Annotated in this window: 18 protein-coding genes and 1 pseudogene; 11 read left to right on the forward strand and 8 right to left on the reverse strand. The window is 75.2% G+C overall.

What is annotated here, in order from left to right; all coding sequences use genetic code 11:
* The 3 genes from OO60_RS03840 (at position 1) to OO60_RS03850 (ending at position 3,173) form a co-directional block, all read left to right on the forward strand.
* Positions 1–1,479 carry a flavin-containing monooxygenase gene (locus OO60_RS03840; protein ID WP_004561081.1) on the forward strand — a complete coding sequence of 493 codons (1,479 nt, stop codon included), beginning with the start codon at positions 1–3 and terminating at the stop codon, positions 1,477–1,479.
* Between the two features lie 30 nt (positions 1,480–1,509).
* A complete protein-coding gene (locus tag OO60_RS03845) occupies positions 1,510–2,376 on the forward strand; it encodes an NAD(+)/NADH kinase (protein ID WP_004561080.1) in 867 nt (288 codons plus the stop codon).
* A gap of 98 nt (positions 2,377–2,474) precedes the next feature.
* Positions 2,475–3,173, forward strand: coding sequence for a DUF998 domain-containing protein (locus OO60_RS03850; RefSeq protein WP_240490900.1), 699 nt, complete (start codon positions 2,475–2,477; stop codon positions 3,171–3,173).
* Between the two features lie 79 nt (positions 3,174–3,252).
* Here the strand turns inward: OO60_RS03850 and OO60_RS03855 are convergent, their stop codons facing one another.
* The gene (locus OO60_RS03855; protein ID WP_004561078.1) at positions 3,253–3,618 is read right to left on the reverse strand and encodes a DNA polymerase ligase N-terminal domain-containing protein; all 366 of its coding nucleotides are present in this window, start codon (positions 3,616–3,618) and stop codon (positions 3,253–3,255) included.
* Positions 3,619–3,684: 66 nt separating this feature from the next.
* Between OO60_RS03855 and OO60_RS03860 the strand changes: the two genes are divergently transcribed.
* Complete coding sequence (locus OO60_RS03860) at positions 3,685–4,674, forward strand: YdcF family protein (protein ID WP_004561077.1); 990 nt, start codon at positions 3,685–3,687, stop codon at positions 4,672–4,674.
* On the opposite strand, the gene OO60_RS03865 is transcribed toward OO60_RS03860, so the two are convergent.
* From OO60_RS03865 to OO60_RS03875, 3 genes are read right to left on the reverse strand one after another with little or no spacing between them, the layout of a single operon-like run.
* On the reverse strand, positions 4,671–5,879 hold the full coding sequence (locus tag OO60_RS03865) for a glycosyltransferase (RefSeq protein ID WP_004561076.1): 1,209 nt from the start codon (positions 5,877–5,879) through the stop codon (positions 4,671–4,673). The genes OO60_RS03860 and OO60_RS03865 overlap by 4 nt on opposite strands.
* A gap of 25 nt (positions 5,880–5,904) precedes the next feature.
* Entirely contained in the window at positions 5,905–6,735 is an 831-nt protein-coding gene (locus tag OO60_RS03870; RefSeq protein WP_033260767.1) for an SDR family NAD(P)-dependent oxidoreductase, read from the reverse strand.
* A complete protein-coding gene (locus tag OO60_RS03875; protein ID WP_051767626.1) occupies positions 6,732–7,733 on the reverse strand; it encodes an alpha/beta hydrolase in 1,002 nt (333 codons plus the stop codon). Before OO60_RS03875 ends, OO60_RS03870 begins: the two co-directional genes overlap by 4 nt.
* A 384-nt stretch (positions 7,734–8,117) precedes the next feature.
* Here OO60_RS03875 and OO60_RS03880 point away from each other — a divergent pair, with 384 nt between their 5' ends.
* From OO60_RS03880 to OO60_RS45340, 4 genes are read left to right on the forward strand one after another with little or no spacing between them, the layout of a single operon-like run.
* Entirely contained in the window at positions 8,118–8,789 is a 672-nt protein-coding gene (locus OO60_RS03880) for a hypothetical protein (protein WP_033260768.1), read from the forward strand.
* A gap of 14 nt (positions 8,790–8,803) precedes the next feature.
* Positions 8,804–10,498 carry a fatty acyl-AMP ligase gene (locus tag OO60_RS03885; RefSeq protein ID WP_033260769.1) on the forward strand — a complete coding sequence of 565 codons (1,695 nt, stop codon included), beginning with the start codon at positions 8,804–8,806 and terminating at the stop codon, positions 10,496–10,498.
* A complete protein-coding gene (locus tag OO60_RS03890; protein WP_033260770.1) occupies positions 10,495–14,670 on the forward strand; it encodes a type I polyketide synthase in 4,176 nt (1,391 codons plus the stop codon). Before OO60_RS03885 ends, OO60_RS03890 begins: the two co-directional genes overlap by 4 nt.
* Positions 14,661–16,265 (forward strand): MFS transporter, encoded by a 1,605-nt coding sequence (locus OO60_RS45340; protein ID WP_081911114.1) that lies wholly within the window; start codon positions 14,661–14,663, stop codon positions 16,263–16,265. Before OO60_RS03890 ends, OO60_RS45340 begins: the two co-directional genes overlap by 10 nt.
* 757 nt (positions 16,266–17,022) lie before the next feature.
* Here OO60_RS45340 and OO60_RS47650 read toward each other — a convergent pair.
* Together OO60_RS47650 and OO60_RS03900 are read right to left on the reverse strand one after the other, a co-directional pair.
* Positions 17,023–17,616, reverse strand: a pseudogene (locus tag OO60_RS47650) (cryptochrome/photolyase family protein); the annotation flags it as partial.
* Positions 17,617–17,626: 10 nt separating this feature from the next.
* Positions 17,627–18,085 (reverse strand): MarR family winged helix-turn-helix transcriptional regulator, encoded by a 459-nt coding sequence (locus OO60_RS03900; protein ID WP_033260771.1) that lies wholly within the window; start codon positions 18,083–18,085, stop codon positions 17,627–17,629.
* A gap of 54 nt (positions 18,086–18,139) precedes the next feature.
* Between OO60_RS03900 and OO60_RS03905 the strand changes: the two genes are divergently transcribed.
* Together OO60_RS03905 and OO60_RS03910 are read left to right on the forward strand one after the other, a co-directional pair.
* Positions 18,140–18,580 carry a nitroreductase family deazaflavin-dependent oxidoreductase gene (locus tag OO60_RS03905; RefSeq protein WP_033260772.1) on the forward strand — a complete coding sequence of 147 codons (441 nt, stop codon included), beginning with the start codon at positions 18,140–18,142 and terminating at the stop codon, positions 18,578–18,580.
* Positions 18,577–19,776 (forward strand): FAD-dependent oxidoreductase, encoded by a 1,200-nt coding sequence (locus tag OO60_RS03910; protein ID WP_033260773.1) that lies wholly within the window; start codon positions 18,577–18,579, stop codon positions 19,774–19,776. Before OO60_RS03905 ends, OO60_RS03910 begins: the two co-directional genes overlap by 4 nt.
* On the opposite strand, the gene OO60_RS03915 is transcribed toward OO60_RS03910, so the two are convergent.
* Positions 19,746–20,207, reverse strand: a complete 462-nt coding sequence (locus OO60_RS03915) for an SRPBCC family protein (protein WP_004558932.1) — start codon at positions 20,205–20,207, stop codon at positions 19,746–19,748. The two genes, OO60_RS03910 and OO60_RS03915, sit on opposite strands and share 31 nt — an antisense overlap.
* An 88-nt stretch (positions 20,208–20,295) precedes the next feature.
* Here OO60_RS03915 and OO60_RS03920 point away from each other — a divergent pair, with 88 nt between their 5' ends.
* The gene (locus OO60_RS03920; protein WP_081911116.1) at positions 20,296–20,730 is read left to right on the forward strand and encodes a DUF4383 domain-containing protein; all 435 of its coding nucleotides are present in this window, start codon (positions 20,296–20,298) and stop codon (positions 20,728–20,730) included.
* Here OO60_RS03920 and OO60_RS03925 read toward each other — a convergent pair.
* A complete protein-coding gene (locus OO60_RS03925) occupies positions 20,681–21,931 on the reverse strand; it encodes a glycosyltransferase 87 family protein (protein ID WP_244885481.1) in 1,251 nt (416 codons plus the stop codon). The genes OO60_RS03920 and OO60_RS03925 overlap by 50 nt on opposite strands.
* Between the last annotated feature and the right edge of the window lie 82 nt (positions 21,932–22,013).

A 22,013-nucleotide genomic window follows, 5' to 3' on the forward strand; every position in this document is an offset into this window, starting at 1 on the left:
ATGACCGACCACGTCGACGTGCTGATCGTCGGTGCCGGGTTGTCCGGCGTCGGCGCGGCCCACCACCTGCGGACGGCGTTCCCGCGCAAGACCTTCACGATCCTCGAAGCCCGCGAGGCGATCGGCGGCACCTGGGACCTGTTCCGCTACCCGGGTGTCCGGTCCGACTCGGACATGCAGACCCTCGGCTACCGGTTCCGGCCGTGGACCGACGCGAAGGCGATCGCCGACGGCCCGTCGATCCTGCGGTACGTCCGCGACACCGCGGCCGACGCGGGGATCGACCGGTTCATCCGGTTCGGGCACAAGGTGGTCCGGGCCGAATGGTCCACAGAGGACGCACGGTGGACGGTCACGGCCGAGCACGACGGGAAACCGGTCGAGCTCACCGCGAAGTTCCTGTACCTCTGCAGCGGCTACTACGACTACGCGGCCGGGCACACCCCGGAGTTCCCCGGGCTCGAGGACTTCGGCGGGACGGTCGTGCACCCGCAGCACTGGCCCGAGGACCTGGACTACACCGGCAAGAAGGTCGTCGTCATCGGCAGCGGCGCGACGGCGGTGACGCTCGTCCCGGCGATGACCGACCGCGCCGCGCACGTGACGATGCTGCAGCGCTCCCCCACGTACATCCTTTCGCTGCCTTCGGAGGACGCGCTGGCCAACCGGCTGCGCGGGCTGCTCGGGCCGCGGCTGGCGTACCCGATCGCGCGCTGGAAGAACGTCGCCGTGAGCACGCTGATCTACCAGCTCAGCCGGCGCCGGCCGGGCGTGGTGAAGCGGCTGATCCGCAAGGCCGCGATGAAGCAGCTGCCGCCCGGATACGCCGTCGACACCCACTTCAAGCCGCGCTACCAGCCCTGGGACCAGCGGCTGTGCCTGGTCCCGGACGGTGACCTGTTCCGCTCGATCAAGCGCGGTGACGCCTCGATCGTCACCGACCGGATCGCGTCCTTCACGACGACCGGCATCCGGCTCGAATCGGGCGGCGAGCTCGAAGCGGACGTCGTCGTCACCGCGACCGGGCTGCGGCTGCTGGCCTTCGGCGGCATCGACCTGGTCGTCGACGGCGACCCGGTGAAACTGCCGGAAACCATGGCGTACAAGGGGATGATGCTCAGCGGCGTGCCGAACTTCGCCTTCACCATCGGCTACACGAACGCGTCGTGGACGCTCAAGGCCGACCTCGTCGCCGAGTACGTCGTCCGGCTGCTGCGGCACCTCGACCGGCACGGCCACGACCAGGCGGTCCCGGTCAACGACGACCCGGCGGTCACCGAGCGGCCGCTGCTGGACTTCGACGCCGGATACGTGCTGCGGTCCATCGACGAGTTCCCGAAGGCCGGGTCGCGGGCGCCGTGGCAGCTGGGCATGAGCTACGCGCACGACGTCGTCAAGCTGCGGCACGGCCGGATCGACGACGGCGCGCTGCGGTTCTCGCGGCGGCGCGGGGCGGGAGCGGGCAGACTGAGCGCATGACGCGCTTCTCCCCCGCCCGGGGCCGCTGACATGCACTCCGCCGGGCTCGTGCTGCACCCCCGCCGCGACTCCGCGGCCGCCGTCGACGCCGTGCTCGGCTGGGCCGGGAACCGGGGCATCGAGGTCCTCGGCATCGCCGACGAGATCGTCCGGCTGAACTGCGCCGCGATCGGGGTGACGCCCGAGGAGCTCGGGCGCCGCTCCGACCTGGTGGTCAGCCTCGGCGGCGACGGCACGATGCTGCGGGCCATGCGGCTGGCCGACGGGCAGCGCGCGCCGGTGCTCGGGGTGAACCTCGGCAAGCTCGGCTTCCTGGCTGAGGTCGACGTCCCCGACCTGCCGGACGCGCTGTCGGCGATCGACGGCCACGAGTTCACCGTGGAGCCGCGGCTGGCCGTGGACGCGGTGCTGCAGGGGCGCAGGATCACCGCGTTCAACGACATCGCGGTGGTGCGCGTGCCCGGCGACGGCAGCGCGGTGGTCGCCGTCCGCGTCGGCGGTCAGCCGTTCGTGAGCTATTCGGCCGACGCGGTCGTGGTGGCGACCCCGACCGGCTCGACGGCGTACAGCTTCTCGGCGGGCGGCCCGATCACCAGCCCCGCGGTGGAGGCCCTGCTGGTGACTCCGGCGGCACCACATTCGGCGTACAGCCGGGGCGTGGTGCTGTCGGTGCACGACGAGGTCACCCTGGAGCTGCTGCCCACCAGCGGCCGGCTCGCGGTGGAGGTCGACGGCCAGGTCGAGGGGTACGTCTCCCCCGGCGAGCGGCTGGACCTGCGCGGCCGGCCGAGCGCGGCGCGGGTGGTGCGGCTCGGGATGACGACGTTCTACCAGCGGGCGCGGCGCAAGCTGCGGCTCACGGATTCGGCCGAGATCCCGCAGGACGGCGACCACTGACGGTGGCCTGCGTCACAGCGCGGGCGCGTCGGCCATGGTCACGGAATGGTCACGGGTAGCGTGCGCGGCTGCGCCTGAACCAGCCGAACCGTCCCGGAGTGTCTCCCTACATGCTGTGTCCCGCACCCGTCCGTCCCCGCCTGCGCGCCCGCCTCCTCGTCCCGGGGGCGCTCGCCGCCTTCGCCGGCGCCGTCGTGCTGCTCACCGTGCTGCACGTCGACCGGCGCCTGGCCCCGCTCGACCCGGTGAGCACGATGCTCAGCGACTACGCGCTGAGCCCCGGCCGCCTGCTGTGGGACGGCGCGCTGCTGCTCACCAGCACGGGATCGGCGTTGCTGCTGGTGGCGCTCTACCGCCGTGGCCTGCTGGCGAACCCGGCGCTGGTGGCGGCGAAGGCGCTGTGGTGCGTGAGCCTGCTGGCGGTGGCCGTGTTCGCGAAGGACCCCCAGGGCGGCGCGATCACCGCGACGGGCAAGATCCACCTCTACGCGTCGGCGGTGACGTGCCTGAGCCTGCCGGTCGTCGGCTGGGCGCTGGGCCGCCGCCACCGCGACGACCCGCGCTGGCGCCGCTTCGCGACCTGGTCCCGGCGGCTGGCCCTGGCGGCGATCCCGTTCTACCTGCCGTTCATCGTCCCGTTCGCGGTGAACGTCGTCCTGGGCGGCCACCTCCCGACGGTGGCCACCGGCCTGGTGGAGCGGCTGATGATGGTGCTGGAGATCGCGCTGCTGGTGCTGCTGGGCCACTGGGCCCACCGCGCGATGCCGACCGGCGTCCGCTTCCGCCCGTCCGCCTGACCCACAACTCGCGTGTGGTCCAGGTCGTGAGTGGTAAGGCGGGTTAGAACCCGCCTTACCACTCACGACAGTCCTGGGGCTACTCGGTCTCGTCGCCCGGCTGGTCGCGGGTGCGGTGGAGGAGCCAATCGCTCGCCGTGCGGATCAGGGCGTAGCGCACCGGGCCCGCGCGGCCGTGCAGGGTGAACAGGATCCGCTTGGCCGTCCGGTCGTGTTCCTCCCACCAGCCCGTGTCGGCGATCTTCTTCGTGTCGTCCTCGTAGGCCAGGTGGTCGAGGGCGTGGTCCGGCACCGCGACCGCGAGCCGGTTCGTGGCGGCGTCCGGGGGGAGGCCGCGCGGGACCGCCCACGAGCGGAGCACGCCGGCCTCCTCCAGGCGCAGGTCGAAGTGGTGCCGGGGGCGCCAGTGCTCGTGCAGCACGAACGCCGGTCGCCGATCGGTCACGTCCGTCACCCTGCCAGACCGGCGGCCCGCTAGGTTGGACCCGCACGGAAAACCAGGGAGGCCGGGGTGAACGTCGCCGGTGGGGTGCTGCCGGTCGCCGCCGGGGTGGCCCTCGTCGTGTTCGCCGTGCGGCTCGCGCGCGAACCGCGGCGGCTGGGCAACGCCGTCTGGCTCGGCGTCGCGCTGCTGCTGACCGCGCTGTGGCTGCTGCGCGCGGCCCTGCACCTGGAGTGGCTGACGCCGGTGCTGGCGGTCCTGCTCGGGGTCGTGGTGGTGCTCGTCGCGCTGGTGCTGCCGGCCGCGCTGATCGCCAACGGCGTGCGGATGTGGCGGCGGGAAGGGCGCAGCGCCGGGAACCTGCTGTCGCTCGGCCTCGGTGCCGGGCTGGTGGCGCTGGAGGCGTTGTTCTTCGTCCCGCTCGGCCGGTGGGGTTCGGCGCTGGTGGCCATCGCGGCCGTGCTGGCCTGCTACTTCGGGTTCCTGTTCCTGTCGCTGCTGATCTACTCCGTGGTGTACGGCAGGCTCGGCCGCCGCAGCGGGTTCGACGCGATCATCGTGCTCGGCTGCGGCCTGGACGGCGACCGCGTGCCGCCGCTGCTCGCCGGGCGCCTCGACCGCGCGATCCGGCTTGCCGAACGGGAGGCGACGCCGCCGGTGCTGGTCGTTTCCGGCGGGCGGGGTCCCGGCGAGACGGTCACCGAAGCCGAAGCGATGCACGCCTACCTGCGGGACCGCGGCGTACCGGAGGACCGCATCCGGCGCGAAGACCGGGCCACGACGACCGAGGAGAACCTCGGCTTCTCGGCGGAGCTGCTCCCCGCCGACGCGCACCGGGTGGTCGCGGTGACCAGCAACTACCACGTGTTCCGGACGGCGGTGGAGTGCCGCCGGCTGGGCCTGCCGTTCCACGCGACGGGCGCGCCGACGGCCCGGTACTTCCTGCCGAGCGCGCTGCTGCGCGAGTTCGCGGCGCTGATCCTGTACTACCGCCGGACGACGATCGCGGCCTGCGTGGTGATCGCCGGGGCGGGCGTGGCCCTGACGATCTTCGCCTAACGCAGGACCGAGCACGCGCGGGCCACGCCGTCCTCGGCACGCAGGCGCGCGCCGACGTACTGCGCGCCCCGCCGGAACAGCGGATTGCCGGTCAGCTCCTGCAGCCGGGCGGTCAGCACGTCCACGTCGAGGTCCGCCAGCGGCAGCGGTTTCGGGCCCGCGCTCAGCCGCGACACCCGCTCGCCCCAGTAGGGCTGGTCGGAGAAGACCGGGCAGACGAGCGCGGGCACGCCGGCCCGCAGCCCGGCCGCGGTGGTCCCGGCGCCGCCGTGGTGGACGACGGCGGCGGTGCGCGGGAACAGCCATTCGTGCGGGACGTCCCCGACGACGAGCAGGTCGTCGCAATCCTCGCCGTCGCTGAGGACACCGCGCAGCCCGGCGCGGCGCAACGCCGTCCGGACGACGGCGAAGGTCCGCTCGGCGTCCGCGGGCTGCATGCTGCCGAAGCCGACGTACACCGGGGGCGGCCCGGCGGCGAGGAAGTCGCGCAGCCGCGGGTCCGGCCGCGGGCGGGCGGTGTCGAGGAACCAGTAGCCGGTGACGTGCACGCGGTCCGGCCAGTCGGGCGGCCGCGGCACCACGGCGTCGGAGAAGCCGCACAGCACGGTCGAACGCCGCCGCGGCCCCCTGGCCCCGGCCGGGGGCAGGCCGAGCGTTCCGGCGCGCCAGCGGTCGACCTCCGGCCGCAGGACCTGCCAGGTGAGGGCGTCGACGGCGGCGAAGCTGAGCTGCCGTCCCCACGGGCCGAGCCGGGCGGCTCGCGGCAGGAGCGGGTGCGGGAACGCCCGCGTCGGCACGCTGGGCTGGTAGTGCAGTTCGGCGTGGGGGACGCCGAGGTGGGCGCTCAGGTGGGCGCCGAGGAAGCCGAGCGAGGGCGCGAGCACGAGGTCGGCCCCGGCGGCACCGGCGTGGACGTCGGCGAGGAGCTGGTCGAGGAGCGGGCGGAGGACCTCGCGCAGCCGGGCGAGGAAGGTCAGGCGGCTTCCGCCGGTCCACGCCTGGCCGGCCGCGCTGCCGAGGAGGGCACCGGGATCGGCGGACAGCGGCGCGAAGCCGAGGTGGTGAGCTTCGACGAGCGGCCGGAAGCAGGACGCGGCGAGCACCCGGACCCGGTCGCCGCCGTCGGCGAGGCCACGGCCGAGGGCGACGCAGGGCTGAACGTCCCCGCGCGAGCCGGGCGCGACGATGACCACCAGCCGGCTCACGGCGTCACCGCCGCGGGACGGCCGGTCACCGTTTCGCCGCCGTCAGCCGGTACCGCAGCCGGAACGGGAGGTTCGCCAGGACCGCGGCCACCCGCGCGTCCGCCCCCACCAGGTACCTCGGTGCCGGGCGGCGGGCCACCAGCGCCCGGACCACCACCTCCGCCGCCCGCCGCGGCGGCACGCCCGTCCGCTCCGAGCGCGCCGCGCTGCGCTCCGCCGCCGCGAGCTGGGCGCCGTACCGCTCCAGCGCCGCCGGGGACAACCCCGCGCGGACCTCCTCCGCGGCCGCCCGGGCGCGGGGCCAGATCGCCGTCGTCACCGCTCCCGGCTCGACCAGGACCACGTGGATGCCTTCCGGGGCCAGCTCCGCGCGCAGGCTGTCGGTCAAGCCGACCAGGGCGAACTTCGCCGTGTGGTACGGGCCGACCATCGGGCCCGCGATGCGGCCGCCGATCGAGCCGAGCGTCACCACCCGGGCCGCCTCCGCGCGCCGCAGGGCCGGGAGCATCGCCCGCGTCACGGCCAGCTGGCCGGTCACGTTCACCTCCAGCTGCTCCCGGAACGCCGTCAGCGGCACGTGTTCGAGCGGCCCCGGCCGGGCCAGGCCCGCGTTGTTCACCAAGCCCCGCAACGGTCCCGCCGCCGCGACCCGCTCGCCGCACCGCGCGATCGACTCCGCGTCGCGCAGGTCCATCCGCAGCACCGTGACCGCGTCGCCGTACGCGCGCTCGAGTTCCGCTGCGTCCGCGTCGGTGCGCACGCTCGCCCACACGTGCGCGCCCCGCCGGACCAGCTCCGCCACGCACGCGCGGCCGATCCCGCCCGCCGCTCCGGTGACCACGTAGGACGGCTTCACGACAGCACCTGCAGCATCCGCGGCCACGTCTTGTGCAGCTGCTCCTGCCAGTACGCCCACTGGTGGGTGCCCGGGCCGTAGAGGTCCACCGTCGCCGGGACGCCGAGGTCGCGCAGCCGCGCGGCCATCGCCGTGGTCTGGGCGCCACACAGGAACTCCAGGAGCATCGCGCCCGGCAGCACGTCGACCGGGAGCTTCGCGTCGAGCGGGCCCGGCAGCCCGTTGCCCGCCGAGAGGTACAGCTCGGTGCCGCGCAGGCGGTCCGCGTTCACCAGCGGGTCGTGGGCCGCCCAGCGCGCGGCCTCGCGCCGCCGGTCACCCCACAGGGCCTCGGGGTCGAGGTGGGCCGAGGTGACGATCGCGTCCGTCAGCAGCTCGCCGGTGGGGCCGGTCGGGTTGAGGTTGCCGCTGAAGGAAGCGGCGTAGCGGAAGACGCCCGGCCGGCGTGCGGCGAGCTCGATCGCGCCGTACCCGCCGAGGGACAGGCCGGCGGCCGCGCGCCGGCCGTCCCCGCGGTAGCCGCGGTCGATCAGCTGCGGCAGTTCGACGGCGGTGAACGTCTCCCACTGGTTGAGCGCGATGTCCTTGCCGTAGTTCCACCAGTCGCCGAAGAACCCCGCCGGTCCCGAGCCGGGCATGACGACCAGGACACCGGCGTCGTCGGCGAGCCGCCGGACGTCGGTGTTCGCACTCCAGCCCCGGTAGTCCTGCAGCCGGGTCTCACCGGCGAGCAGGTAGACCGCCGCCCACTTCCGGTCCGGTTCGGCCGCCCAGGTCCGCGGCAGGATCAGCCGGACCATCGCGTAGGCCCCGACGCCGGTCGACCGCACGGTCAGGTCGAGCACCCGCCCGTCACCGTCCACAGTGGTCTGGGCGACGACGTGCGACCCGTCGTCGGCCCGCGCGTCCGGCACGGCCGTCGCGGCCGCGGCGGGGATCCCGGGCAGCGTGCCCGCCACGGCCGCCAGCACCGCGCACCACCTCGCAACCAGGCGCATGTGTTTCCTTTCCCGTTCACGAAATCCCGAAGAAGTGCGGCCAAGCTAGCCGAACACCGTTTGACGGCGCAATTGTCCTGTCCACGATGCGGGCGGACAATGTGAATGGAAGGAAAACAAACTCCCCCACTCGGGTGAGCCGCCGGTCGCGGAGGGTAGCCGATCTCGCACGCCCGTGCCACAGTGCCGGACCGAACTCGCCAGTAACCTGCGATTCCGCAGTTCACAGCGTGTACACGAAGATGTTTACGCCGTCTTGAGGTGGTTCCGGTAACCGATTACCTGGCGTAGCCTGACCCGTGCCGCCGGGCTGACGCGTCCCCGGCGAAGGGTTCCAGCGCCGGGACCGCACCTCCCCCGAGAATGCTCCCGGAAGGGTTCTCCATGCCTGCCCGAATTCGTTTCTCCCCGGGTCGCGCCGCCGTCCTGCTGATCGCCGCGGCCGCGGTCACGACCATTTCGCCCGCCAAACCGGCCACCGGCGCCGCGCCGGTGCCCGGACCACCCGCGCCACCTCCCGCGGTACCGCCCGCCGCCCTGCTGCCCGCCGAGGCGATCCCCGGACGTCCCGCGGCCCGTGACGTGTTCGACGTCGCCACCGCGCTGTCCACTGTGGACCGAGGGGACGGCTGCGACGACGTCGTCCACGGGCGGCTCCTGCGCTCCGGCACCGGGCAGGGCTTCCAGACGGCGGTGCCCGGTGGGCAGCTGTCCGAGCTGGTCGCCCGCACCCCGCACCCGCCCGACCTCGCCGCCTGGACCGCGCAGGCGCACCGCTGCGGCCAGGTCACCGTCGACGACCAGGACCTGCCGACGGTTTCGACCACGACCGTCACGCCCGCGCCCGCGGTTCCCGGTGCGCAAACCCTGTCCTACCAGCAGGTCCTGACCCTGCCCGGCCAGCAGGCGGAGCTGCCCGGCCTGCGCCTGCGCACGGTCGCCGTCGCCGCCGGCGACGTGCTGGTCCTGCTCCGCGACGCCGGGACGACCGGCCTCGACCTCGACACCCTGGCCGTCGCCGCGTGGCAGCACGCGGCCCCGCGGCTCGGCCGCTAGCAAGGAGAAACCCCGTGTCCCACCCCATCCCCGGCACCCTGACCGCGTGCCTGCGCCACTGGGCGGCCGCCACCCCCGACGCCCCCGCCCTGACCTTCGCCGACTTCGCCACCGACCCCGCCGGCCGGCGGCGCACCCTCAGCTGGCGGCAGCTGGCCGAGCGCGTCGACGCCGCCGCGGCCGCGCTGCCGGTGTCACCCGGCGACCGCGTCGCCGTGCTTTGCCCACAGGGCCCCGACTACGTCGTCGGCTTCCTGGCCGCGATCACCGCGGGCGCCATCGCGGTGCCGCTGTTCGACCCGGGCCTGCCCGGCCACGCGGGACGCCTCACCGCGGTCCTCGCCGACTGCGAGCCCGCCGCCGTCGTCACGAACACCGCCGCGCAACCGGCGGTCGAGCGGTTCCTCGGCGGCGGCGTCCCGGTGGTCGCGGCCGACCGCCCCGGCCCGGCCCGGTCGTGGCCCGCGCCGCAGGCGGCCCCGGACGACGTCGCCTACCTGCAGTACACCTCCGGCTCGACGCGCAGCCCGGCCGGGGTGGTGCTGACCCACGCGAACGTGCTCGCGAACGTCGCCCAGGTGGTGCAGGGCCTCGGCCTCGACCCGGCGGCGGCCACCACGGTGTCGTGGCTGCCGCTGTTCCACGACATGGGCCTGGTCCTCGGCCTGATCACGCCGCTGGCCCTGGGCCTGCGGTCGGTGCTGATGGACCCGCTGGCCTTCGTCGAGCGGCCGGTCCGCTGGCTGGAACTGCTCGGCGACCACGCCGGCAGCTGGAGCGCGGCGCCGAACTTCGCCTTCCACTACTGCGCGAGCCGGATCCGCGAACCCGACCGCGCCCGGCTGCGGCTCGGCCGCGTCGCCGCGATCGTCAACGGCGCCGAGCCGATCAACCCGGACGTCCTCGACCGGTTCCACACCGCCTTCGCCGCGGCCGGGTACCGGCCGGAGATGACCCGCCCGGCGTACGGCCTGGCCGAGGCGACCGTCTTCGTCACCACCGGCCCGGCCGCGGTCCCCCGCGTGACGACGTTCGACCGCTACGCCCTCGCCACCGGCACCGCGCGGCCCGCCGCCGACGGCATCCGCCTGGTCGCGTGCGGTGCCCCGGCCGGCCAGCTCGTCACGCTCGCCGACCCCGAGACCGCCGTCGCGCTCCCGGACGGCTCGGTCGGCGAAATCTGGGTGCAGGGGCCCAACGTCGGCGCGGGGTACTGGCAGAAACCCCTGGAGAGCACGGAAACCTTCGGGGCCCGGCTGGCCGGCGGGCGGCCGGGAGAGCCGTGGCTGCGGACCGGCGACCTGGGTGTCCGGTACGACGGCGAGCTCTACATCGCGGGCCGGATCAAGGACCTGATCATCGTCGACGGGCGCAACCACTACCCGCAGGACGTCGAGGCGACCGCCGCGTCGGCCGACGGCGCCATCCGCCCCGGCAGCGTCGCCGCCTTCGCCGTCGAAGGCACCGACACCGAGGCCGTCGTCGTGGTCGCCGAACACCGCGGCCACGACGACCTGGCCGAACCGGCGGAACGCGCGCTCGCCGCCGCGATCCGCCGGCTGGTCTCCGACGCGCACGGCCTCGCGCTGCGGGACGTGCTGCTCGTCCCGCCCGGGCGGGTCCCGCGCACCTCCAGCGGCAAGATCGCGCGCGGCGCCTGCCGCGACCGCTACCTCGCCGGCGACTACGGAAAGGCACTGGCGCGATGAGCGACCCGACGACCGACACCCTGCGCCGCTGGCTGCTGGACACCGTCGCCGAGCACACCGGCGTCCGGGCCGAGCCGCACCACCCGCTCGGCGACTACGGCCTGTCCTCCCGCCAAGCCGTCGGGATCGCCGCCGACCTCGAAGCACGGCTCGGCCGGCGGCTGCCCGCGACGCTGCTGTGGGAGAGCCCGACCATCGACCACCTCGTCCGCAGCCTGACCGGCACCGAAGAGCCGGACGCCCCGCGGAGCACGGACCGCCGCCGGACCGACCCGGTCGCCGTGGTCGGCCTCGGCTGCCGGTTCCCGGGCGCGGACGGGCCCGGCGAGTTCTGGGAGCTGCTCCGCGACGGGCGCGACGCCGTCCGGTCCGCGCCGCCGGGCCGGTGGGACGCCGGTGCGGCGCCGGTGCTCGGCGGGTTCCTCGACGACGTGGCCGGGTTCGACGCCGGGCACTTCGGCATCACCCCGCGCGAGGCAGCGACGATGGACCCGCAGCAGCGGATGCTCCTGGAGGTCACCTGGGCGGCGCTGGAGCACGCCGGCATCGCCCCGGCGTCGCTGCGCGGCAGCCGGACGGGGGTGTTCACCGGCATCGCCACCCACGACTACGGCCACCTCACGATGACCGGCGGCGAGCCGGACCTGTGGACGGCGACGGGCGCGGCGGGCAGCATCGCGGCGAACCGGCTGTCGTACGTCTACGACCTGCGCGGGCCGAGCATGGCGGTGGACACCGCGTGCTCGTCCTCCCTGGTGGCGGTGCACCACGCGGTGCGCGCGCTGCGCGACGGCGACGCGGACCTGGCCCTGGCGGCCGGCGTCAACCTGATGCTGCTGCCGGGCCCGACGGCCGCCTTCGCGGCGGCCGGGCTGCTCGCGGGCGACGGCCGCTGCAAGACGTTCTCGGCGGCCGCCGACGGCATCGCGCGCGCCGAGGGCTGCGGCGTCGTGGTCCTGAAGCGCCTGGCGGACGCCGAATACGACGGCGACCGGGTGCTGGCGGTGATCCGCGCGTCGGCGGTCAACTCCGACGGCCGGTCGAACGGCCTGGCGGCCCCGAACCCGCTGGCGCAGCAGGCGATGCTGCGGGAGGCGTACCGCGGGTTCGATCCGTCCACTGTGGACTACGTGGAGGCGCACGGCACGGGCACGCTGCTGGGCGACCCGATCGAGGCCCGCGCGCTCGGCGCGGTGCTCGGCGCGGGCCGCGCGGCGGACACACCACTGCTGATCGGCTCGGTGAAGACGAACATCGCGCACGCGGAGGCCGCGGCGGGCATCGCCGGGCTGATCAAGGTGGTCCTGGCGATGCAGCACGGCGCCCTGCCCCCGCAGCTGCACTTCGCGGCGCCGAACCCGCACATCGCGTTCGGCGAGCTGGGCGTCGAGGTGGTCACGGAGGCAACGCCGTGGCCGCGGCACAGCGGCCGCGCGGTGGCCGGGGTGTCGGCTTTCGGGTTCGGCGGGACGAACGCGCACGTGGTCCTCGAGGAACCGGCCACCGGCGAAACCCCACCGGCGCAAGCCGAGCGCACGGCCCGCACCGGCGAACCACCCCGGGCCGGGGTGCGGATCACCGTTCTCTCCGCCCGTACCCGCGACCGGCTCACCGAGCGGGCCGCCCAGCTGTCCACCTGGCTCGACTCCCCCGCCGGGCGCCGCAGTCCCTTCGCCGACGTCACCCACACCCTCCACCGGCGCGACAACGCCGACCCCCACCGCGCCGCCCTCGTCGCCGCCGACCACGGTGAACTCGCCGCCCTCCTCCGAGCCGTCGCCGCCGGCCACGATCCGCTGCCCGCCGGTGCCCTCACCGGTACCGCCGTCCCCGGCGAGGGACCCGTCTTCGTGTTCTCCGGGCACGGCTCCCAATGGCCCGGCATGGGCCGCCACCTGCTCGCCGCCGAACCCGCGTTCGCCGCGCAGGTCGACAAGCTCGGCGATCCCTTCACCGAGCACACCGGCCGCTCCCTGCGCGCCCTGCTCACCGGCGGCCCCCACGACCTCGCCGAGACCCAGCTCGCGATCTTCGGGATGCAGGTCGCGCTCGCCGCGCGGTGGGAGGCGCTCGGCGTCCGGCCCGCCGCCGTGCTCGGGCACTCGCTCGGGTCCGCGGCCGCCGCCGTCGTCAGCGGGGCGCTGACCGCCGACGAGGCCGTCCACCTCGTCGCCACCCGGGCCCGGCTGCTCGGCACCATCGGCGACGGCGGTGCGATGGCCGCCGTCGAGCTGAGCCCCGGCGACCTCGCCCGCCACCCCGGTGTCGAGCTCGCCGTCGACTCCGCGCCGGGGCAGCTGACCGTCGCCGGGGACGCGTCCGTGCTGGACGAGCTCGTCGCCGGACTCACCGCCGCCGGGCGGGGTGCGCGGCGGCTGCCGGTCGGCGTGGCCGGGCATTCGGCCGGGGTCGAGCCGGTCCTCGGTGCGCTGCGGGACGCGCTCGCCGAGCTCGGCGGGAGACGGCCGCTGGTGCCCTGGTACGACACCGTCCTGACCGATCCGCGCGAGCTGCCGGACTTCGACGCCGGGTACTGGGCCGCCCACCTGCGCCGCCCGGTGCGGTTCCGGCAGGCGGTCGCCGCCGCGGCCGCGGACGGGCACCGCGTGTTCGCCGAGGTGTCCCCGCACCCGATCCTGCGCGGCTCGCTCGCCAGGACGCTCGACGCCGCCGGGATCGACGGCGCCGTCGTGACCGGCACCGTGCGCCGCGGCCAGGACGAGGTCCGGGCGTTCGGCGCGGCCGCGGCCACGCTGTACTGCGCCGGCACGCGGATCACCCTCGCCGGCCCGGACGACGGCGCCCGGCTCGCCGACGTCCCGCCGATGCCGTGGCGCCACGAGCGGCACTGGTACACGGAACCGGCACCGGGCACCGAACCCACGCGGCCCGTCGCGACGCCCACCCCCGCCGCCGGGACCGACCGGCTCACCGAGATCGTCGCCGCGATCATGGGCCTCGCCCCCGGCCGCCTCGACCCCGGCACCCCGCTCGTCGATCTGGGGCTGGATTCCCTGATGGCGAACCGGATCCGCGAAGCCGTCCGCCGGGAGCTGGGCACCGAGCCCGACACCGCCGCCGTCCTGCGCGGCGCCACCCTCGCCGACCTCAACCGCGACCTCGCGCCCCGCGGCCGCGCCTGGGACGCCGCCGACCGGCTCGTCCTGCGGCTCTGGCGCGAGCACACCGGCACCGACGCGGCCGGGACGCACATCCGCCTGGCCGGCTCGGAGCAGCTGGCCCGGCAGCTCGCCGACGGCCTCACCGCCGAGCTCGACACCCCGGTCGACCCGGCCGAGCTGCTGGCGCACGATTCCCTCGCCGCCATCGCCGACGTCGCACGGGCCGTCCTGGACACGCGCGAGGAACGCGGGCCTGTGCACGCCCTGAAGGCGGGCGACGCCGGAACCGCGCCGCTGCTGCTGTTCCACCCCGGCGGCAGCACCTGCACCGTCTACCGGCCGCTGCTGGACCGGCTGCCCGCCGGCGTGCCCTGCGCCGGGTTCGAACGCGTGCCGGGCGCGAGCATCGAAGAGCGCGTCGACCGGCTGCTGCCGCTGGTCCGGGCCCGGCGGCCGCACGGGCCCTACCGGCTCGCCGGCTGGTCGTTCGGCGGCGCCCTCGCCTACGGCGTCGCCGCGCGGCTCGCCGACGAAGGCGAACCGGTGGAGCTCGTCGCGCTGATCGACACGATGCTGCCGCTGCCGGAACCGGACCTCGACCCGCGCGCTTCCTCGGCCCGGCGGTTCCTGCGCTTCACCGGCTACGTCGAAGGCACCTACGGCCGGACCGTCCGGCTCGGCCACGAGGAACTCGCGCCGCTGCCCGAAGAAGCGCAGATCGAGCTCACCATGCGCCGGGTCGCCGAGGCCGGCCTGCTCAGCCCGGGCGTGCTCCGCCACCAGCACCAGTCCTTTTTGGACACCCTGGCCGCGGAACGCGGGACCCCGCGCCCCTACGCCGGCCGGGTGGTGCTCTACCGGGCGACCGAACCGTACGCGGCCGGGCTCGCGATGGAACCGCGCTACGCCCGCACCGACCTCGCGGCCGGCTGGGCGGAACTGTGCCCGCGGCTGGAGATCGTGCCGGTGCCCGCGCACCACCTCTCGGTGGTCGACCCGCCGCACGTCGACGTCGTCGCGCGGCACCTGGCGGGGCTGCTGTGGCCGTGACGCGCACCGGAGGGCTGCTGGCCGTGCTCGGCGCCGGGCTGTTCCTGGTCGCGGTGGACGCCACCGTGCTGCACGTCGCGCTGCCCGACGTCGTCCGGCAGCTGCGGCCCGGCGCGGCCGCCCAGGTGTGGATCGTGGCGGTCTACCCGCTCACCGCGGCGCCGCTGCTCCTGCCGTCGGGCACGCTCGGCGACCGCTTCGGGCGGCGCCGGGTCCTGGTCACCGGCTACGCGGTGTTCGGGCTGGCGTCGCTCGCCTGCGCGCTCGCCCCGAGCGTGACGGCCCTGATCGCCGCCCGCGCGGCCCTCGGCGTCGGCGGCGCGCTGATCATGCCGGTGACGATGTCACTGCTGCGCGAGGTGTTCCCCGACCGGCAGCGGCGGCGCACGGCGATCGCGGTGTGCAGCGGCATCGCCGGGACCGGTTCGGTGTTCGGGCCGGTGCTCGGCGGGCTGCTCGTCGAGGCGTGGGGCTGGCGGGCGACGTTCCTGGTCAACCCGCCGGTGATCCTCGCCGCGGTGGTGGCGGCGCTGCGGTGGCTGCCGCGGACCCCGCCCGGGCGCGGGCCGTGGGACGCGCTCGGCGCCGGGCTCGCCGCGGGCGGCGTGCTCGGGATCGCCTTCGCCGCCGGGCCGTCGGGGGGCGGCCTGGCGGCGGGGGCCGCGGGCGGTGTCCTGCTCGCGCTGTTCGTGCGCCGCCAGCGGCGGGCGGCCGCGCCCCTGCTGGACCCGGCCCTGTTCCGGCGGCCCGGCGTGCCGGGCGCGGCCGGCGGGGTGCTGCTGGTGATGAGCACCCTGGTCGGGCTCGGCCTGCTGCTCGCCCAGTACCTGCAGGTGGTGCTCGGTCTCTCCCCCACGGCCGCGGCGGCTCGGCTGCTGCTCGTGCTGGGGGCGTCGGCGGTGGGCAGCGTCGCCGCCCCGGCCCTGCTGGAACGGTTCGGCAACGCGCGCGTCCGCACGGCCGGGTTCGCCCTCCCCGCGGTCTCCCTCGCCCTGCCCGCGGCGGGAGCGCTGACATCGCCGTGGTGGCTCGGCGTCGCCCTGGTGGGTTCGGGCTTCGGCATGGCGCTCGCGCTCACGTCGAGCACGGACACACTGCTGTCGGCCGCGCCCGCCGACCGGGCGGGTGGCGCGGCCGCCGTCGAGAAAACCGGCTACGAGCTGGGCGCGGGCCTGGGCACGACGGCGTTCGGCTCGCTGGCCGCCACCGTCTACGCGGCACACCTGGTGGTGCCGCCGGGTGTGCCGGACGCCGCGAAACGGCTGGCGTCGGCCGGTCCCGCCCAGGCGGACGCCGCGTCGCACGGCTTGACGCAGGCCACCGAGCTCCTCGCGGCGGCGCGGGCGGCCTGCACGGTGAGCGTCCAGGTCGCGGCGGCCGTCGCCAGTGGCTTGTTCACGCTCGCGGCGTTGGTCTCGATCCTCGGCCGCCGTATAGGGCGTTATACGATCAGAAGTGCTCGCGGTCCGCTTCCCGGGCGACGACTTCGGCGCGGTCCGCCAGCCGTTCCAGGCCGCGCAGCGGTTGCCGCATCCGGTGGTTGCCCTGCAGCCGTCCGGCGTTCCGGTCCAGGAACGCCCAGTAGCCCGCGGTGAACGGGCACGCATCCGGTCCGGTCCGCTTCTTGGGGTCGAACACGCAGCCGGCGCAGTGGTCACTCATCCGGTTGATGTAGGCGCCGCCGGCCGCGTACGGCTTGGTCGCCACGACCCCGCCGTCGGCGTACTGGCTCATGCCGATCACGTTGGCCGGCATCACCCAGGGGAACCCGTCGACGAACGCGGTGGCGAACCAGCGGGTCAGCGCGGCCGGGTCGTAGCCGCGCTGCAGCCCGTGGTTGCCGAGCACCATGAGGCGTTCGATGTGGTGGGCGTAGCCGCGGTCGCGGACCCCGGCCAGCGCGGTGCGCAGGCACGCCGCCTCGACCGCGTCGGCGTCCAGCGTCCGCCACCACGCCGGCAGCTCCCGGTGCGCCCGCAGGGCGTTGCGGCGCAGGTAATCGGGTCCGGCGTGCCAGTACCAGTGCCACACCCACTCCCGCCAGCCGAGCACCTGCCGGACGAACCCTTCGACGCTGCTCAGCGGCGCGTCGCCGGCCCGGTACCGCGCTTCGGCCTGCCGGACCACCTCCCGGGGATCGAGCAGCCCCAGGTTGAGCGGCACCGACAGCAGCGCGTGCGCCATCGCCCAGTCGTGGGTCAGCATCGCGTCCTGGTGCGGGCCGAACGAGGGCAGGCGGTGGTCGAGGAACCGGCGCAGCGCCCGTTTCGCTTCGTCGTGCCCGACGGCGAACTGCCGCGGGCCGTCCACGCCGACCGGGTGAATCCTTCCGGCGCGCTCGGCCGCGTCGAGTTCGGCGCGGACCCGCTCGTCGATCTCGTTCTCGCGCGGGTGCCACGGCGCCGGGACGTCGAGTCGGACGGTCCTGGGCGGCGGCCGCCGGTTGTCGTGGTCGAAGTTCCAGTGCCCGCCTTCGGGTTCGCCGTCGGCTTCGAGCAGCACGCCGAACTTCCGGCGCTGGTCGCGGTAGAAGTCCTCCATGACGAACCGGGCGCGGCCGTCGGCCCAGGTGGCGAAGTCCGCTTTGGACAGTACGAAGCCGGGTGTCGGCAGGATGTCCGTGACGACGCCTTCGTCGCGCAGCCGCCGGACGAAGGCGTCGGCCGCGTGCGACGTCGGCTCGTGCACCACCACCGGCCGCCCGAACCGGCGCAGGCCGGTGCGGTAGTCCGGGGCGTCGATCAGCGTGACGCGGTCGCCGAGGTCGGCGGCCAGCCGGTGCAGCGCCGCCTGGACCAGGTGCAGCTTCTGCCGGTGGAACGGTTTCGCGGCGAAGGCCGCGGCCGAGCGGATCAGCAGCACGTCGCGGTCGCGGTGGTCGGGCGTGCTGTGGAAGTGCGGTCCGAGCTGGTCGGCGAACAGCCACAGCGCGGGCTCGTCTCGCATGCGCGGAACGCTAACCCGCTTCCGGTGGCTCCGCAGCGTAGGCCCGGAGGATCTCCGTGGTGTCGCCGAGGAACCGCGCCACCACCTCCGCCTGCCCCGGTGGCAGGCCGTCCGTCAACCGGGTGATGGCGTCGACGAGCGGGGCCAGCGCGGCCCGGACCTCGGTGCGGGCGGCTTCGCTGACGACGAGGGTGACCCGCCGCCCGTCGCGGGGGTGCGGGCCGCGGCGGACGTGGCCGGCGGCTTCCAGGCGGTCGACCAGGACGGTGGCCGAGGCGGACCGGATCTTCAGCGCGTGCGCGAGGTCGACCGTGCCCATCGGCGTGCCGGCCGCGAGGTGCTGCAGCGCCTGCACGTCGGTCGCGCCGAGGCCCAGGCGCCGGGCGAGGGCGATCTGGACGTCGTGGGCGAGCGCGAGCAGCTCCCGCAGGGCGAGGTTCACCCGGAGGGCGACGGGACTGTCTTCCACCGGCGCATTCTAAGTTAGCTAGACAATCTAGCTAGTTTTGCTACCGTGGAGCGCGTGGACGTCCGAGCGATGAACGCCGAAATGACCGCGAAGCTGATCGACGCGCCCGCCGGGGCACCACCCGAAGGCGGGTACGCGCTGCGGGTCGTCGAGACCCGCGGCCGCCGCACCGGCGCACCGCGGCGCGTGCCGCTGGCCGTCGTCGCGCACGAGGGCGGGCAGTACCTCGTCTCCCCCGTCCGCGACCGCGACTGGGTGGAGAACCTGGTGGCCACGCCGGAGTGCGCGCTGCTGTCCGGCGGCCGCCGCGAGGACCGCCGGGCCGATCCCGCCGGGGGCGAGGAGGCGGCCGCGGTGGTGGCCGCCTACCTGGCCGCGATGTCGGTGCCGTGGGCGATCCGGGCGTTCCCGGTCCCCCAGGACGCCACACCGGCGCAAATCCTCGAACAGCTGCCGGGCATGGCCGTGTTCCGCCTGTCCACAGTGGACTCGTGAGCGTCGCGATCGCGGGCGGCGGACCCGGCGGGCTGCTGCTCGGCTACCTGCTCGCCCGCGCCGGGATCGAGGTCACCGTGCTCGAGGCCCGGTCGGACTTCGACCGCGACTTCCGCGGCGACTCCCTGCACCCCTACACCCTCGAGCTGCTCGACCGGCTCGGCCTGGCCGGCGACCTGCTGGAACTCGACCACTTCAAGGCGCGCTCGTTCCGGTTCCACACCCCGGACGGCGTCTACCGCGCCGCCGACTACGGCCGCCTCCGCACGCCGTTCGCCTACATCGCCCTGATGCCCCAGGTGCGGTTCCTCGACTTCCTGGCCGAGCGGGCGAGCACCCTGCCGAACTTCACCCTGCGCACCGGCGCCAAGGTCACCGGGCTGATCGACGACGGCAACGGCACGGTGACCGGCGTCCGCCACCGCGGCGGCGAGCTGACCGCGTCCGTCGTCGTCGGGGCCGACGGCCGGTTCTCCACCGTCCGGCGCCTGGCCGGGCTCGAAGCGCGCTCCCTCGGTGCCACCACCGACCTGCTGTGGTTCCGGCTGCCGCGCTCGCCCGGTGACCCGCCCGACGCCGACCTCGACCTGTACTTCGGGCGCGACGCCTACGTCGGCGTCCTCGGCGGCGTCCGCGACTGGCAGGTGGGCTACAGCCTCGAAAAGGGCTCGTACCCGGCGTTGCGCGAGCGCGGGGTCGAGCCGGTCCGCGCGTTCGTGCGGGAGCGCGTGCCGTGGCTGGCCGACCGCGCGCACCTGCTCACGGACTTCTCGCAGACGACGCTGCTGTCGGTGGACATCTCGCGCGTGGACCACTGGCACCGGCCGGGCCTGCTGCTGCTCGGCGACGCCGCGCACGTCATCTCGCCGGTCGGCGGCAACGGGATCCTGATGGCGGTCCAGGACGCCGTCGCCGCGGCGAACCGGCTGGTCCCCGCCTTCCGCCGCGGCGGCGTCACCCCGGCCGACCTCGCCGGGGTGCAGGCCGACCGGATCCGGGCGATCGAGCGGGTGCAGGCCGACCAGGTGCGGGTCGAGCGCCGGTCGGCCGCCGCCCGGGCCCGCGGCCGCGGCGCCGCACCCCCGAAGCTGCTCAAGTACGTGTTCGCCGTCCCGGGGGTGCGCACCCGCGGGGCCCGCGCCAACGCCTACGGGCCGTTCGCGCCTCAACTCGACGAATCCCTCTTGTCGTCGTAGGAGGTCCAGCCGCCCTGGCCTTCGGCCGCTTCGACGTCGGCGTCGGCGGACGCGGCGTGGGTCATCGCGGCGATCGTGCGCTCGAGGCCCTGCTGGACCTCGTCGCCGTCGGCCTCGCGCACGCTGTGCAGCGTGACGGTGATTTCCGAGGTGGCCGGGCTCTCTTCGCGGATGCGCAGTTCGCCGTGGTAGTCGTCGGGGCCTTCGGCGCCCCACTTCAGCGACCTGGTGCCCGGATCGGTGTGCAGCCACGCCTCGCTCGCGACGCGGTTGCCGTGCACCTCGGCCTCGACGTGGACGGTGTCCCCGCCCTGCGGCTCGGCGACCTTCATCTCCGGGAAGTAGCGCGGCAGGTTCTCGGGGTGGCTCAGGAACGCGAACAGCTCGTCGGCGGGGATGTCGGCGGTCGCGGTGTGGCGGTATTCGGTCATCGTCTCACTCCTGCTCGGCGGTCCGTTCCGGGCCCGGATACCCCTGATGCGGTGCATTAAAAGGGTTCGCGCGGGGAACCCCGGAAGCATGACGGCCACCGAACCCGAGGCCCGGGTGCCCCGGCGGGGCCCCGCCCCCGTCCAGGGCATGGGCATGCTGATCGGCCTGCTGTTCCTGGTGCTCGCCGCGCTGGAGCTGATGACGGGAGCGGCCGCCGGCGGCGGCCCGCGCATGCTGTTCGGCGGGCTGGCCGTGTCCGGGGTGTGGACGGTGGTGCACCTGCTGACCGGCGCCGCCGCGGTGTTCTGCACCCGGTCGCCGCGCTGGGCCGCGCGGTTCCTGCTGGTGGCAGGCGCCTGCTACGCCGTGGCCGGGCTCGCCGGGCTGCTCCCGCTGCCGGACGTGGTCACCGAGGCGCTGCCGCTGAACAACGCGGGGATCTGCCTCGACCTGGCGGCCGGGACCGCGATGCTCATCCTCGGCGCGGGCTGGCTCCGGCGCGGACCGGCACGGCCCCGCTGACGACGTCGTCGCGCGGCGTGAACCGCACCAGCAGCGCCGCGACCAGCACCGCGAGTCCGAGGAGGACATAGCCGTTGCCGGTGAGCTGCTGGAGGAAGCTCCAGTGCCGTTCCACCTCGCCCCCGCGCGGCCACCACCACTGCGGCCCGGCCACGAACAGCACCGCGCCGGCCCCGGCCAGTACCGCGACCCCGCGCCGCCGCGTCCGGCGGGCCAGCTCCGCCCAGCCGAGCAGGACGACTACGGCCCAGACCCAGTGGTGCGTCCAGGAGATCGGCGAGACCAGCAGCCCGCCGACGGCGTTGAGGCCGAGCGCCACGGTGGTCTCCCCCGCGGCCAGCGCGCGTCGCACGCCCCACGCGGTCAGCACGAGCACCACCGCCACCAGCGGCAGCCACCACGCGGTCCGTGCCTCCGGTGGCACCCCGGCCCTGGCCAGCAGGCCCAGCAGTGACTGGTCGCCGGCGTAGGTCGGCTCGCCGACGCGGCCGGTGTCCCACAGCGCGCCCGTCCAGTACCGCACCGAATCCGCGCCGGCGAGCAGGAAACCCAGCGCCGTCGCGGCCAGGAACGTCACGACGGCGGTCACCGCGGCCCGGCCGTCCCGGCGCAGCAGGAAGTACAGCAGGAACACCGCCGGGGTGAGCTTCACCGCGGCGGCGAGGCCGATCAGCAGGCCGCGCGGCCACCGCGGGGTGTCGACCAGGACGTCCAGCACGACGAGCGCCAGCAGCAGCAGGTCGATCTGACCGGCGTAGAGCGTGCGCAGCACCGGTTCCAGGACCTCGGCCGCCAGCAGCAGCACCCCGACCCGCCGCCAGTCCGACCGCAGCCCGAGCGCCCGCAGCACCGTCACCAGGACCACGGCCAGCAGCCCGAGCGTGAGCAGGGTGAGCGCGAGGCAGGCGGCCCAGTACGGCAGCAGCGCCAGCGGGGCCAGCACGATCGCCGCGAACGGCGGGTAGGTGAACAGCAGCGACTGGCCGTCGCCGGTGGGCGGCAGCGTCCCGTACAGCGCCTGGCCGTGCAGCAGCGCCGCCGAGCCGAGCCGGTAGACGTCCAGGTCGACGCGGTAGGCCGGGAACCGCCACCGGCCGCCGTTGTACGAAACGAGCACCGCCACCAGCACGATCAGCTGCGCCCCGAGCAGCACGTACTTGTTCCCCAGTCTGGCCCGCACCCCTGCGCCCCCTCCGGTCATGTCCCGCATTCTGTCGGGTCCCGGCCGGGGCACCATCCGGGAAACCCCCGACGTCGTCCCGGAAAACTCCCTTGCCGCCCGT

The sequence above is a fragment of the Amycolatopsis vancoresmycina genome, assembly GCF_000716785.1.
GTDB classification, from domain to species: Bacteria; Actinomycetota; Actinomycetes; order Mycobacteriales; family Pseudonocardiaceae; genus Amycolatopsis; species Amycolatopsis vancoresmycina.

Coding starts and splice junctions, on each gene's coding strand:
- OO60_RS03925 (WP_244885481.1), bottom strand. CDS start 21,931: ATGACCGGAGGGGGCGCAGGGGTGCGGGCCAGACTGGGGAACAAGTAC.
- OO60_RS03880 (WP_033260768.1), top strand. CDS start 8,118: ATGCCTGCCCGAATTCGTTTCTCCCCGGGTCGCGCCGCCGTCCTGCTG.
- OO60_RS03915 (WP_004558932.1), bottom strand. CDS start 20,207: ATGACCGAATACCGCCACACCGCGACCGCCGACATCCCCGCCGACGAG.
- OO60_RS03920 (WP_081911116.1), top strand. CDS start 20,296: ATGACGGCCACCGAACCCGAGGCCCGGGTGCCCCGGCGGGGCCCCGCC.
- OO60_RS03890 (WP_033260770.1), top strand. CDS start 10,495: ATGAGCGACCCGACGACCGACACCCTGCGCCGCTGGCTGCTGGACACC.
- OO60_RS03845 (WP_004561080.1), top strand. CDS start 1,510: ATGCACTCCGCCGGGCTCGTGCTGCACCCCCGCCGCGACTCCGCGGCC.
- OO60_RS03875 (WP_051767626.1), bottom strand. CDS start 7,733: ATGCGCCTGGTTGCGAGGTGGTGCGCGGTGCTGGCGGCCGTGGCGGGC.
- OO60_RS03840 (WP_004561081.1), top strand. CDS start 1: ATGACCGACCACGTCGACGTGCTGATCGTCGGTGCCGGGTTGTCCGGC.